Annotated in this window: 14 protein-coding genes; 9 read left to right on the top strand and 5 right to left on the bottom strand. The window is 54.6% G+C overall.

What is annotated here, in order from left to right; all coding sequences use genetic code 11:
* The first annotated feature begins 8 nt into the window (after positions 1–8).
* The 5 genes from pnp to mtr all read left to right on the top strand — a co-directional run bounded on the left by pnp (position 9) and on the right by mtr (position 6,616).
* Positions 9–2,144 carry a polyribonucleotide nucleotidyltransferase gene (pnp, locus tag ACUY4S_RS03025; RefSeq protein WP_312691245.1) on the top strand — a complete coding sequence of 712 codons (2,136 nt, stop codon included), beginning with the start codon at positions 9–11 and terminating at the stop codon, positions 2,142–2,144.
* A 112-nt stretch (positions 2,145–2,256) separates the two neighbouring features.
* Positions 2,257–3,141 (top strand): lipoprotein NlpI, encoded by an 885-nt coding sequence (nlpI, locus tag ACUY4S_RS03030; RefSeq protein WP_312691246.1) that lies wholly within the window; start codon positions 2,257–2,259, stop codon positions 3,139–3,141.
* A 106-nt stretch (positions 3,142–3,247) separates the two neighbouring features.
* Positions 3,248–3,328, top strand: a complete 81-nt coding sequence (yrbN, locus tag ACUY4S_RS03035; protein WP_097400725.1) for a protein YrbN — start codon at positions 3,248–3,250, stop codon at positions 3,326–3,328.
* Positions 3,321–5,231, top strand: a complete 1,911-nt coding sequence (locus ACUY4S_RS03040; protein ID WP_312691247.1) for a DEAD/DEAH family ATP-dependent RNA helicase — start codon at positions 3,321–3,323, stop codon at positions 5,229–5,231. The genes yrbN and ACUY4S_RS03040 overlap by 8 nt, the downstream gene beginning before the upstream one ends.
* A 140-nt stretch (positions 5,232–5,371) precedes the next feature.
* Positions 5,372–6,616: a tryptophan permease gene (mtr, locus tag ACUY4S_RS03045; RefSeq protein WP_312691248.1), complete on the top strand. Its 1,245-nt coding sequence runs from the start codon at positions 5,372–5,374 to the stop codon at positions 6,614–6,616.
* A 52-nt stretch (positions 6,617–6,668) separates the two neighbouring features.
* Here the strand turns inward: mtr and ACUY4S_RS03050 are convergent, their stop codons facing one another.
* The 3 genes from ACUY4S_RS03050 to ubiU all read right to left on the bottom strand — a co-directional run bounded on the left by ACUY4S_RS03050 (position 6,669) and on the right by ubiU (position 9,703).
* Positions 6,669–7,676: a luciferase-like monooxygenase gene (locus ACUY4S_RS03050; protein ID WP_312691249.1), complete on the bottom strand. Its 1,008-nt coding sequence runs from the start codon at positions 7,674–7,676 to the stop codon at positions 6,669–6,671.
* Between the two features lie 145 nt (positions 7,677–7,821).
* Positions 7,822–8,700: a U32 family peptidase gene (locus ACUY4S_RS03055; protein ID WP_312691250.1), complete on the bottom strand. Its 879-nt coding sequence runs from the start codon at positions 8,698–8,700 to the stop codon at positions 7,822–7,824.
* 7 nt (positions 8,701–8,707) lie between these two features.
* Positions 8,708–9,703 carry a ubiquinone anaerobic biosynthesis protein UbiU gene (gene ubiU, locus ACUY4S_RS03060; protein WP_458022854.1) on the bottom strand — a complete coding sequence of 332 codons (996 nt, stop codon included), beginning with the start codon at positions 9,701–9,703 and terminating at the stop codon, positions 8,708–8,710.
* 240 nt (positions 9,704–9,943) lie between these two features.
* Between ubiU and ubiT the strand changes: the two genes are divergently transcribed.
* Together ubiT and ACUY4S_RS03070 are read left to right on the top strand one after the other, a co-directional pair.
* A complete protein-coding gene (gene ubiT, locus ACUY4S_RS03065; RefSeq protein ID WP_312691252.1) occupies positions 9,944–10,468 on the top strand; it encodes a ubiquinone anaerobic biosynthesis accessory factor UbiT in 525 nt (174 codons plus the stop codon).
* Positions 10,462–10,965, top strand: a complete 504-nt coding sequence (locus tag ACUY4S_RS03070) for a GNAT family N-acetyltransferase (protein WP_312691253.1) — start codon at positions 10,462–10,464, stop codon at positions 10,963–10,965. Before ubiT ends, ACUY4S_RS03070 begins: the two co-directional genes overlap by 7 nt.
* Here the strand turns inward: ACUY4S_RS03070 and ACUY4S_RS03075 are convergent.
* Positions 10,952–11,254: a GIY-YIG nuclease family protein gene (locus tag ACUY4S_RS03075; RefSeq protein ID WP_312691254.1), complete on the bottom strand. Its 303-nt coding sequence runs from the start codon at positions 11,252–11,254 to the stop codon at positions 10,952–10,954. The genes ACUY4S_RS03070 and ACUY4S_RS03075 overlap by 14 nt on opposite strands.
* Before the next feature lie 53 nt (positions 11,255–11,307).
* On the opposite strand from ACUY4S_RS03075, the gene ACUY4S_RS03080 reads away from it, so the two are divergent.
* A complete protein-coding gene (locus ACUY4S_RS03080; RefSeq protein ID WP_312691255.1) occupies positions 11,308–11,745 on the top strand; it encodes a YhbP family protein in 438 nt (145 codons plus the stop codon).
* Here the strand turns inward: ACUY4S_RS03080 and ACUY4S_RS03085 are convergent.
* Positions 11,731–12,249, bottom strand: a complete 519-nt coding sequence (locus tag ACUY4S_RS03085) for a type 1 glutamine amidotransferase (protein WP_312691256.1) — start codon at positions 12,247–12,249, stop codon at positions 11,731–11,733. The genes ACUY4S_RS03080 and ACUY4S_RS03085 overlap by 15 nt on opposite strands.
* Before the next feature lie 120 nt (positions 12,250–12,369).
* Between ACUY4S_RS03085 and ACUY4S_RS03090 the strand changes: the two genes are divergently transcribed.
* Positions 12,370–13,023, top strand: coding sequence for an NAD-dependent epimerase/dehydratase family protein (locus tag ACUY4S_RS03090; RefSeq protein WP_312691257.1), 654 nt, complete (start codon positions 12,370–12,372; stop codon positions 13,021–13,023).
* The last annotated feature ends 15 nt before the right edge of the window (positions 13,024–13,038 follow it).

The following is a 13,038-nucleotide window of genomic DNA, read 5'->3' on the forward strand; positions in this document are numbered from 1 at the left end:
ATAGAATTTTGCTGAATCCGATCATTCGTAAATTCCAGTATGGTCAACATACCGTCACGCTGGAAACCGGCATGATGGCGCGTCAGGCCACTGCTGCCGTAATGGTAAGCATGGATGACACCGCTGTATTTGTGACCGTTGTTGGCCAGAAAAAAGCTAAACCGGGTCAGGACTTTTTCCCACTGACCGTTAACTACCAGGAGCGTACCTACGCTGCCGGTAAAATCCCGGGCGGTTTCTTCCGCCGCGAAGGCCGTCCGAGCGAAGGCGAAACCCTGATTGCACGTCTGATTGACCGTCCGGTTCGTCCGCTGTTCCCGGAAGGTTTCGTTAACGAAGTGCAGGTTATTGCGACCGTTGTTTCCGTTAACCCACAGGTTAACCCGGACATCGTTGCAATGATCGGTGCGTCTGCTGCGCTGTCACTGTCCGGTATTCCGTTCAACGGCCCGATCGGTGCTGCTCGTGTGGGTTATATTAATGACCAGTACGTACTGAACCCGACCCAAGAAGAGCTGAAAGAAAGCAAGCTGGATCTGGTGGTTGCTGGTACCGAAGCTGCGGTGCTGATGGTTGAGTCTGAAGCAGAACTGCTGAGCGAAGATCAGATGTTAGGTGCAGTGGTATATGGCCACGACCAGCAGCAGGTTGTTATCCAGAACATCAACGATCTGGTGAAAGAAGCGGGTAAACCGCGTTGGGACTGGCAGCCAGAAGCCGTGAACGAAGCGCTGAACGCGCGCGTTGCTGCACTGGCTGAATCACGTCTGAGCGATGCTTACCGCATCACCGACAAACAAGAGCGTTATGCTCAGGTTGATGTTATCAAATCTGAAACCATCGCGACGTTGGTTGCCGAAGACGAAACGCTGGACGCTAACGAGCTGGGCGAAATCCTGCACGCTATCGAGAAAAATGTCGTTCGTAGTCGCGTGTTGGCTGGCGAACCGCGTATCGATGGCCGTGAAAAAGACATGATCCGTGGTCTGGACGTCCGTACCGGCGTTCTGCCGCGTACCCACGGTTCTGCTCTGTTCACCCGTGGTGAAACTCAGGCGCTGGTAACGGCGACGCTGGGTACGGCGCGTGATGCTCAGATCATCGACGAACTGATGGGTGAGCGTACTGACTCCTTCCTGTTCCATTACAACTTCCCTCCGTACTCCGTAGGTGAAACCGGGATGGTAGGTTCGCCGAAACGTCGTGAAATTGGTCACGGCCGCCTGGCAAAACGCGGTGTACTGGCTGTCATGCCGGATGCAGATAAATTCCCGTACACCGTACGTGTTGTTTCTGAAATCACCGAATCCAATGGTTCTTCTTCCATGGCTTCTGTGTGTGGCGCATCTCTGGCGCTGATGGATGCCGGTGTTCCGGTGAAAGCTGCCGTTGCGGGTATCGCAATGGGCCTGGTGAAAGAAGGCGAAAACTTCGTCGTGCTGTCTGACATCCTGGGTGATGAAGACCACCTGGGCGATATGGACTTCAAAGTAGCGGGTTCCCGCGACGGTATCTCTGCTCTGCAGATGGATATCAAAATTGAAGGCATCACCAAAGAGATCATGCAGGTTGCGCTGAACCAGGCGAAAGGTGCACGTTTGCATATTCTGGGCGTGATGGAGCAGGCGATTAACGCGCCGCGTGGTGATATTTCAGAATTCGCACCGCGTATTCACACCATTAAGATCAATCCGGACAAAATCAAAGATGTGATCGGTAAAGGCGGCTCCGTAATCCGTGCGCTGACCGAAGAAACCGGCACGACCATTGAAATCGAAGATGACGGTACTGTGAAAATTGCAGCGACCGATGGCGATAAAGCGAAACATGCTATTCGTCGTATCGAAGAGATCACGGCTGAGATCGAAGTGGGCCGCATCTACAACGGTAAAGTGACCCGTATCGTCGACTTTGGCGCGTTTGTTGCCATTGGTGGCGGTAAAGAAGGTCTGGTACACATTTCTCAGATCGCTGACAAGCGTGTAGAGAAAGTGACTGACTACCTGCAGATGGGTCAGGAAGTGCCAGTTAAAGTTCTGGAAGTTGACCGCCAGGGCCGTATCCGTCTGAGCATTAAAGAAGCAACTGAGCAAACTCAGCCTGCAGAAGCGGTAGAAGCGCCGCAAGCAGAGCAGGGCGAGTAAGTCAGGTTGCCTTTGCCCTCCGCATTAGCGGAGGGCTTATTAGCAGGCAGGACGCCATGTTTGCAGCCGGGGGACAGGACGTTCATCCAATTGTTGTCTTCGGGAGTGGGAAATGAAGCCTTTTTTGCGCTGGTGTTTCGTTGCGACAGCTTTAACGCTGGCAGGATGCAGCAACTCTGCCTGGCGTAAGAGCGAAGTCCTCGCGGTGCCATTGCAACCGACTTTGCAGCAAGAAGTGATTCTGGCACGTATGGAACAAATTCTTGCCAGTCGGGCTTTAACCGATGATGAACGCGCACAGCTTTTATATGAGCGCGGAGTATTGTATGATAGCCTCGGTTTGAGAGCCTTAGCGCGAAATGATTTCTCACAAGCGCTGGCGATTCGACCTGATATGCCTGAAGTATTCAATTACTTAGGCATTTATTTAACGCAGGCAGGCAATTTTGATGCTGCCTATGAAGCGTTTGATTCTGTACTTGAGCTTGATCCAACTTACAACTACGCGCACTTAAATCGCGGTATCGCATTACATTACGGCGGCCGTAATAAGTTAGCGCAAGATGATCTGCTGGCGTTTTATCAAGACGATCCTAATGATCCTTTCCGGAGTCTGTGGCTTTATATCGTTGAGCGGAAGCTCGATGAGAAGCAGGCTAAAGAAGCACTGAAACAGCGCTTCGAAAAATCGGATAAGGAACAGTGGGGATGGAACATTGTCGAGTTCTACCTCGGTGACATCAGTGAAGCAACGCTGATGGATCGCCTGAAGGCGGACGCAACGGATAACACCTCGCTCGCTGAGCATCTCAGTGAAACCAACTTCTATTTAGGTAAGTACTACCTAAGTCTGGGGGATAAGGACAGCGCCACGGCACTGTTCAAACTAGCGGTTGCCAACAACGTCCATAATTTTGTTGAGCACCGTTACGCATTGTTGGAATTAGCGCTCTTGGGCCAGGAGCACGACGACCTGGCAGAATCGGACCAGCAATAGCTGACGAACATATCAGCCCGTAATCTCTTTTGATTGCCATCATCTTCGCGGGTGAGGGCTTTATTGTTCGTTAATTAACCTACTTTGAGCCGGTTCACACTTTTCAATGAAAATTGCTAATTTTTTTCACGATGAGTTATGTAGACTGGCCGCCAATGACATAGAGGCACTTGTACTACATGGCTGAATTCGAAACCACTTTTGCAGATCTGGGCCTGAAGGCTCCTATCCTTGAAGCCCTTAACGATCTCGGTTACGAAAAACCATCTCCGATCCAGGCTGAGTGCATTCCGCACCTGCTTTCTGGTCGTGACGTGCTGGGTATGGCCCAGACTGGTAGCGGTAAAACCGCAGCGTTTTCCCTGCCACTGCTTAACAACATCGATCCGGACCTGCGTGCGCCGCAGATCCTCGTGCTTGCTCCGACCCGCGAACTGGCGGTTCAGGTTGCTGAAGCCATGACCGATTTCTCTAAACATATGCGCGGCGTAAGCGTGGTTGCCCTGTATGGCGGCCAGCGTTATGACGTGCAATTACGCGCCCTGCGCCAGGGGCCGCAGATCGTCGTCGGTACGCCGGGTCGTCTGCTGGATCACCTGAAACGCGGCACGCTGGATCTCTCTAAACTGAGCGGTCTGGTGCTGGATGAAGCAGACGAAATGCTGCGCATGGGCTTTATCGAAGACGTTGAAACCATTATGGCGCAGATCCCGGAAGGTCATCAGACCGCTCTGTTCTCTGCAACCATGCCGGAAGCCATTCGTCGCATCACCCGTCGCTTTATGAAAGAGCCGCAGGAAGTGCGCATTCAATCCAGCGTGACCACACGCCCGGACATCAGCCAGAGCTACTGGACGGTGTACGGCATGCGCAAAAACGAAGCGCTGGTGCGTTTCCTGGAAGCGGAAGATTTTGATGCGGCGATCATTTTCGTCCGTACCAAAAACGCAACGCTGGAAGTGGCTGAAGCGCTGGAGCGCAACGGCTACAACAGCGCCGCGCTGAACGGTGACATGAACCAGGCGCTGCGTGAGCAAACGCTGGAACGTCTGAAAGATGGTCGTCTGGATATTCTGATCGCAACCGACGTTGCTGCACGTGGTCTGGACGTTGAACGTATCAGCCTGGTCGTTAACTACGACATCCCGATGGATTCTGAATCCTACGTTCACCGTATTGGCCGTACCGGTCGTGCGGGTCGCGCCGGCCGCGCACTGCTGTTCGTTGAGAACCGCGAACGTCGTCTGCTGCGCAACATTGAACGTACGATGAAGCTGACCATTCCGGAAGTGGAACTGCCGAACGCAGAACTGCTGGGCAAACGCCGTCTGGAAAAATTCGCCGCTAAAGTTCAGCAGCAGCTGGAAAGCAGCGATCTGGATCAGTACCGTGCACTGCTGGCAAAAATCCAGCCTGCTTCCGAAGAAGAGATGGATATCGAAACGCTGGCCGCTGCACTGCTGAAAATGGCTCAGGGCGAACGTCCACTGATCCTGCCGCCGGATGCGCCGATGCGTCCGCGTCGCGAGTTCCGTGAGCGTGATGAGCGTTTCGAACGCCGCGGCGACCGTAACGATCGTGGCCCGCGTGGCGACCGTCCGGAACGTGCTGGTGAAGACCGTCCGCGCCGTGAGCGTCGTGATGTTGGCGAAATGGAACTGTACCGTATTGAAGTGGGCCGTGATGACGGTGTTGAAGTTCGTCATATCGTTGGCGCCATCGCGAACGAAGGTGACATCAGCAGCCGTTACATCGGTAACATCAAACTGTTCGGTACCCACTCCACTATCGAACTGCCGAAAGGCATGCCGGGCGAAGTTCTGCAGCACTTTACCCGTACGCGTATTCTGAACAAGCCGATGAATATGCAACTGCTGGGCGATGCACAGCCGCGTGAGCGTAGCGAACGTCGCGGTGGTGGTGAGCGCCGTGGTGGTGGTTTCGGTGGCGAACGTCGTGAAGGCGGTCGCGGTGGTGAAGGCCGCCGTTTTAGCGGTGAGCGTCAGGAAGGTCGTGGTTTCGGCGGTGAACGTCGTGCCCCGCGCCGCGATCGTGACGACAGCGCCCCACGTCGCCGTAACGACGCATAATTCGCGTTACATAGCGTAAAGAAATAGATACAGCCCCGATCGAAATGATTGGGGCTTTTTTTATCTGTAATGTACTCCTGTACTGGTACAATGTGGCGTTTTCACTTTCCGGCATTGACCATCACAGGAGAATTTTTCAGATGTCGACACTGACAACCACTCAGGCTTCCCCTTCGCTGTTCGGCGGGGTGGTGATTATCGGCGGCACGATCATTGGCGCAGGCATGTTTTCGCTGCCCGTGGTGATGTCCGGCGCGTGGTTCTTCTGGTCGCTGCTGGCACTGGTTTTTACCTGGTTTTGCATGTTGCACTCCGGGCTGATGATCCTTGAGGCAAACCTGAACTATCGCAGCGGCGCGAGCTTTGACACCATCACTAAAGATCTGCTCGGCAAAGGCTGGAACCTGGTCAACGGCGCCTCCATTGCCTTTGTTCTCTATATTCTGACTTATGCCTATATTTCAGCGAGCGGCTCCATTCTGCATCACACCTTTGCGGAAATGTCGCTGAATGTGCCAGCTCGTCTGGCAGGCTTTGTCTTTGCGCTGGCGGTGGCGTTTATCGTCTGGCTCTCCACCCACGCAGTGAGCCGTATGACAGCGATTGTCCTCGGCGCGAAAGTGATCACCTTTTTTCTCACTTTCGGCAGTCTGCTGGGGCACGTACAGCCCGCCACGCTGTTCAATGTGGCGCAAAGCAATGCGTCCTACACGCCCTATTTGTTAATGACGCTGCCGTTCTGTCTGGCATCGTTCGGGTACCACGGTAATGTCCCTAGTCTGATGAAATATTACGGCAAAGACCCCCGCACCATCATCCGTTGCCTGGTTTACGGCACGCTGCTGGCGTTGGGGTTGTATGTTGTCTGGCTGCTGGTGACGATGGGCAATATTCCGCGCCCTGCATTTATTGAGATCGCAGCGAAAGGCGGCAACATTGATGTGCTGGTACAGGCGTTAAGCGGCGTGCTGAACAGTCGCAGCCTGGATCTGCTACTGGTCATTTTCTCTAACTTTGCGGTTGCCAGTTCCTTCCTGGGCGTCACGTTGGGGCTGTTTGATTACCTTGCGGATCTGTTTGGTTTTGATGATTCGCCGCGCGGGCGTTTTAAAACGGCACTGCTGACATTCATCCCGCCGGTTATCGGTGGAGTGCTCTGGCCGAACGGTTTTTTATACGCCATTGGTTATGCGGGCCTGGCAGCGACCATATGGGCAGCCATTGTTCCGGCGCTGCTGGCAAACGCTTCCCGTAAACGCTTTGGCAGCCCGGCGTTTCGCGTCTGGGGCGGGAAAGCGATGATTGCCCTGATCCTGCTCTTTGGCGCAGGTAACGCCGTCGTACATCTGCTGTCCAGCTTTAACCTGTTACCCGTTTACCAGTAACGTCTGACACTTTGCCCGGCCCGCAAATCGTGCGGGCCGGGCAAAGAACGGTTTACCCCAATAGTTCTTCTTTCACCTGCATTGCCAACTCAAACGAGTAGAGCCGTGCCTGGTGATCAAAAATCTGCCCGTTCACCATGATCTCGTCGGCTCCAGTTTCACGCAGGATGGATTCGAGGCCGTGGCGCACTTTCGCTTTGTCCCCCACCAGCGACATACTCAATGCCTGCTGCACGCCATACTGCTCCGACGGCGACCAGAACTTATCCATATTCTCGATAGGTGGCGGCAGTTGCGCACTTTCACCACGACGCAGCCGGACAAACGCCTGCTGCATAGAGGTAAACAGAAACTCCGCATCGCGATTACTGTCGGCGGCAACAATATTAATGCACACCATCGCGTAGGGTTTTTCCAGCCGTTCGGAGGGTTTGAATTGCGTACGGTAAAGGTGCAGCGCCTGGAACAGCATATCCGGAGCAAAATGCGAGGCGAAAGCAAAGGGCAAGCCGAGTTGCGCCGCCAGTTGCGCACTGTACAGGCTTGAGCCTAACAGCCACACCGGGATCTTTTCACCATAACCCGGTACGGGGCGTACAGGCGGGTTCGGATCGCGCGCGTCAAACCAGTTCACCAGTTCCGCCACGTCGCGCGGGAAGTTATCAATATCGCCACTCATATGGCGACGTAACGCCATCATGGTGCGCTGATCGCTGCCTGGCGCACGGCCAAGCCCAAGATCGATACGGCCAGGATAGAGTGTATTCAACGTGCCGAACTGCTCAGCGATCACCAGCGGTGAGTGGTTAGGGAGCATCACGCCGCCAGAACCCAGGTGCAGGGTTTGTGTGTTCGCCGCCAGATAACCAATCAGCACCGACGTCGCCGCGCTGGCGATGCCGGTCATATTGTGGTGTTCTGCCAGCCAGTAACGATGATAACCGCGCTTTTCGGCAAGTTTCGCCAGATCCAGCGAATGGGTGAATGCCTCGCGGGCACTGGAATGTTGCGGGATCGGTGCCAGATCGAGCACCGAAAAAGGAATGGCTTTCTCAGACATAAAAGACTCACTTTGCTACAGCATCGTCATCAGATTGAAGGTCTTCTTCCAGCCTGGCGCAAAGTGCTGCACCCGGCCAGAAAAGCTGCAACTTTCATACTGCATGAGGATCGGTATATTGCTGTTAACAAAGTGAGCTATTTATTTACAACTGCAACGCAAGGCCAGGTAATCTGCGCCAGTAGCCATTACAATCGCTATTTGCTGCCAGCGGTAGCGGCGCTGCGCCGGTTTCATTTGCGCGAAAGGCATCAAGCATGGCAAACGTGTCATTACCCATCGGCGACAGACGCACCATATCAACGATCCCTTTCATGGACGCCAGTTCATTACCAAGGTTATACACATAACCGCTCATGGTCTGGATACCGTTCAGGACGAATACCTGCTGATTTTCCTGCGACAACATGCTGCGCCCGTTCGGGTATTTAATACAGCACGTTTCACATTCATCTTTCGGTCTGTCTTCCGAGCGGGCGGTAAAGCAGCGCGCGGAGTAGGCCAGCGGCAGGTGCCCGTAGCTCAACACTTCCACTTCAAAGTGCTGGCGAATGCCCAGGCTTTCACACTGCTCAAGCAGGTTGACAAGCCAGTCGCGGGAAAGCTCCACCGGCATGCACCAACGTACCATGCCCTGTTTTTGCAGCAGGCGCAGGGTAACCGCGTTATAGCAGTTAAGCGCATGGCCTGCGACGAACGGTAATTTACGTTCCGCACACAGGTTCACCACGCCTAAGTCGCTGGCTTCCAACAGGAAGTCGCCGTTATCGACATAGCGCTTAAGCTCATTCAGCTCGGAAGAGGCCTGCACAAGAGCCAGCGTGGAAAGCACCACCTGTTTGCCGCTGCCAGCCAGTGTTTTCGCCATATCCAGCCAGTCGCCCACTTTGGTCGCACGGCGTTTGCTGCACACGGTTTCGCCAAGATAAATCACGTCGGCAGCGCTGCCGGCGGCCTGCTGGTAAAAATCCTCCAGCGTCTCTTTTGCCCAGTAGTAAAGCACTGGCCCTAATGAATATTTCATTTTCTTCCTACTGCCATTTACGGTGGTATGCGCCGAGGGTGGTTTGAGTGCCTTCCGACATTGAGCCCAGCGTATCCATCCATGCGGGCTGCGGCACAAAGTTTTGCGGCGAGGCCATACAGCGATCGATGGCCTGACGCCACACTTTTGCCACCTGGCTAACATAGGCCGGGCTACGCTGACGACCTTCAATTTTTACCGACGCAATCTTGGCTGCCAGCAGTTCCGGCAGCAGTTCCAGCGTATTGAGACTGGTGGGCTCTTCCAGCGCGTGGTAACGCTCGCCGTCGACCAGATAACGCCCTTTACATAAGGTGGGATAACCGGCGTTTTCCCCATCCTGGTAGCGGTCGATTAACACATCATTAAGACGTGACTCCAGCCCCTGCGGCGTTTGCTGCCAGCGTACAAACCGCGCAGGTGAGCAGGCTCCAACGGTATTCGGTGACTCACCCGTCAGGTAAGAGGAGAGGTAGCAGCGACCCTCCGCCATAATGCACAAACTGCCAAAGGCGAAGACCTCCAGCGGTACCGGTGTAACGCGCGCCAGCTGTTTAACCTGGTGAATGGATAACACTCGTGGCAGTACCACCCGCGCGACGTCAAAATGGCGATGATAAAAGCGAATCGCTTCTTCGTTGGTAGCGGAGGCCTGCACCGAAACGTGACGTTCAATGTGCGGATAGCGCGCAGCGGCATATTCCAGCATCGCCAAATCGGCGAGGATCAACGCGTCGGCGCCAATTTGCGCCGCCATGTCTACCGCGCGTTCCCAGCGCTGGTAACCGTCCGGGTGCGCAAAGGTATTGATGGCGATATGCAACTTGCGGCGGTGCTGATGGACAAAATTGACCGCTTCCTGGAGTTTCTTCTCCGTAAAATTGAGTCCGGCAAAATGACGGGCGTTGGTGTCATCTTTCAGGCCGATATACACAGCATCGGCGCCGTTTTCAATGGCCGCCTTCAACGCCGGAAGATTTCCGGCAGGGCAGAGCAACTCCATAGTGTATCCTGCTGTCTGGGGCCGCTGTGGCCCGGTCGAACCCCTAAGGGTGCTAAGTTGTTAATGAACTGGGATTTTAGTTAACCTGCCTGCGACAATTTTTGATTTGAGGCAGTTAAATGTGCATTGGCGAGGCCAATAATTGCGGCCTGTTTATTGTGTAATTGTTGATTTGCGCCGCTATGCAAGGGCGCTAATGTGGCAGAATAGCCCCCATTATCATTTCAGGGAGTAAAGCTCGTGTTGGAAAAATTGCGCTCACATCTTGTTCACTTCGGTCCGTCGATACTGAGTGTGCCGGTTAAGTTGACGCCTTTCGCCATTAAGCGCCAGGTACTGGAGCAGGTGCTGCGCTGGCAGTTCCAACAGGCTCTGGCGGACGGAGAGCTTGAGTTTCTTGAAGGCCGCTGGTTAAGTATTCAGGTACGTGATATCGGCCTGACGTGGTATACCTCTGTTGAGGATGAACAGCTTATTGTGCGCGAGTCGGCAGAGGCCGATGTGAGTTTCAGCGCCGATGCCAGCGACCTGTTGATGATTGCGGCACGCAAACAGGATCCCGATACACTCTTCTTCCAGCGCCGTCTGGTTATTGAAGGTGACACGGAGCTGGGGCTGTACGTTAAGAATTTGATGGATGCGATTGAACTGGAGCAGATGCCAAAGCCCCTGCGGGTGATGCTGCTGCAGTTGGCGGAATTTGTTGAGGCGGGTCTGCAAGCACCGCCTCTAACGACACAACCTTCTGTAGGTGAGCCATGCTGATAAGAGTTGAAATTCCCATTGATGCGCCGGGTATCGACGCGTTACTCCGTCGCAGCTTCGGCGGCGAAGGCGAAGCCCGGCTGGTACACGATCTGCGTGAAGAGGGGTTGATTACCCTGGGATTTGTCGCGACGGATGATGAAGGGCAGGTCATCGGCTACGTTGCTTTTAGCCCGGTCACGGTCGAAGGTGAAGAACTGCAATGGGTCGGGCTTGCGCCGCTGGCCGTGGACGACCAATACCGCGGGCAGGGCATTGCCCGCCAGTTAGTGTACGAAGGGCTGGATTCGCTCAATGAATTTGGCTATGCGGCAGTAGTGACGCTGGGGGATCCCGCGTTTTATGGTCGTCTCGGTTTTGAAAAAGCCGCACAGTATGCGCTGCGCTGCCGCTGGCCGGACAGCGCCGATGCTTTTCTGGTGCATCGTCTGGCTGATGACGCTTTTAACGGCGTTAGCGGCCTGGTGGAGTATTCCGATCACTTCAATCGCCTGTAACCCCAGGCGATAACAAACTTTCCCGCAGCGCTTCGAATGAGCCATCTCCGGCAACGAGGCGCTCTTTCTGGCGCTTGTTAAGTTGTTTAATGCGGTATTCCAGCCGCAGCGCCAGCGATCTTTCGCCGACCGGCGCTGAAAAGACCAGCTCCAGTGCGCCTTTCCCCCGTAATGCTTTGGCCCCTTTTCCGCTTTGATGCTGCATAAAGCGGCGGGCAACATCAGTTGTAATACCGGTATAAAGCGTATTGTCGTTGGTGCGGATAAGATAGAGAAACCAGGGCGTCATGACAGCGTTCAGTATGTTAATGTCGACGAAAAATAACACGAGGAAGAGCAAAAATGGAAACTCTTGCAGCCATTAATCGCTGGCTGGCGAAGCAGCATGTGGTGACATGGTGTGTCGCAAACCGGGGAGAGTTATGGTGCGCGAATGCGTTTTATATTTATGATCCGCAGAGAGTGGCGTTTTACGTTCTCAGCGAAGATCAGACCCGGCATGCCCAGATGACAGGGTTGCATGCACCGGTGGCGGGCACGGTCAACGGCCAGCCTAAAACTGTTGCGCTGATCCGCGGCGTGCAGTTTAGCGGTGAGATCCGCCGTCTCGAAGGAGAGGAAAGCGCGGCACCGCGTGCGCAGTACAACCGACGCTTTCCTGTCGCCCGCATGTTGTCAGCCCCCATGTGGGAAATTCAGCTTAACGAGGTGAAATTCACCGACAACACGCTGGGGTTTGGCAAAAAACTTCACTGGCTTCGGGCATCAGGCACCCAGTAAGCGCAGCGCTTCGCGGTTAAATGCCGGTAAATCATCGGGGGTGCGGCTGGTCACTAACTGGTCTTGATCCACGACCACTTCCTGGTCATAGAATTCGCCCCCGGCGTTTTTCACATCGATGACAATCGGTTTGACCGCAGTGAGTTTACGCCCGCGTATCGCATCAGCGCTAATCAACAGTTGTGGCCCATGGCAGATGGCGAACACCGGTTTCCCACTGCTGATAAAATCTCGCGTAAAGGTGACAAAACGATCGTCGCCGCGCAGATGATCGGGCGAATGTCCTCCGGGCAGCAACAGGGCGTCGAAGTCTGCCGGGCGAACCTCATCAATCGCCTTATCGATGACCACATCGGCGTCGCCTTGCTTGCCGTGCACGGTTTTTCCCGCCTGCTTCTCAATGGTGATAACTTCATGTCCGGCCTGACGGAACTCCTGTGCCGGGGAAGTGAATTCTGAATCTTCGAACTCGTCGGTGATCAAGACAGCAATTTTCTTGCTCATAATTCCTCCGTTGTTTTGGCTTCAGAGTGGAGAGTTAACCATACTAATAACTCGCCAGAACAGTAAGCCTGGTTCAGCAGGCGGACAATGCAACACGGATTCATCTGCAAAGGAGGAGAAATGCGACGTGTATTACTGACCGGAGCGACAGGCCTGGTAGGCGGTCACTTACTGCGCCTGCTGATGACCGAACCGCGCGTTACTGCCATTGCCGCACCAACGCGGCGCCCGCTGAGCAATGCGCCCGGCGTCTTCAATCCTCACGATCCGCAGCTCACCGATGCGTTGCTACAGGTGACAGAGCCGGTGGATACCGTCTTTTGCTGCCTGGGAACGACGCAGCGCGAAGCGGGAAGTAAAGAGGCATTTATTCATGCCGACTATACGTTAGTGGTCGACACGGCGATAACCGGCCTGCGGCTGGGGGCGAAACAGATGCTGGTGGTCAGCTCGCTGAGCGCCAGTCCGCGATCGCCTTTTTTCTATAGTCGGGTGAAAGGTGAAATGGAAAATGCGCTGATAGCGCAGGAGTGGCCTTCGCTAATCATCGCCCGTCCGTCGATGTTGCTGGGCGATCGGCAGAGACCGCGGTTGAATGAATCTTTCCTTGCGCCGCTTTTCCGCTGGCTACCGGGTAACTGGCGTGCAATCGCCGCACAGGATGTTGCCCGCGCATTGTTGGCGTTGTCTCTGTCTTCTGATGAAAGGGGGGTGCAAATCATCAGGTCGGCACAGTTACGTGAGATCGCAGCCAGGGACGCGTTTGCAAAATAATTTTTCAGGCGTACT

The organism is Kosakonia beeri (assembly GCF_054165705.1).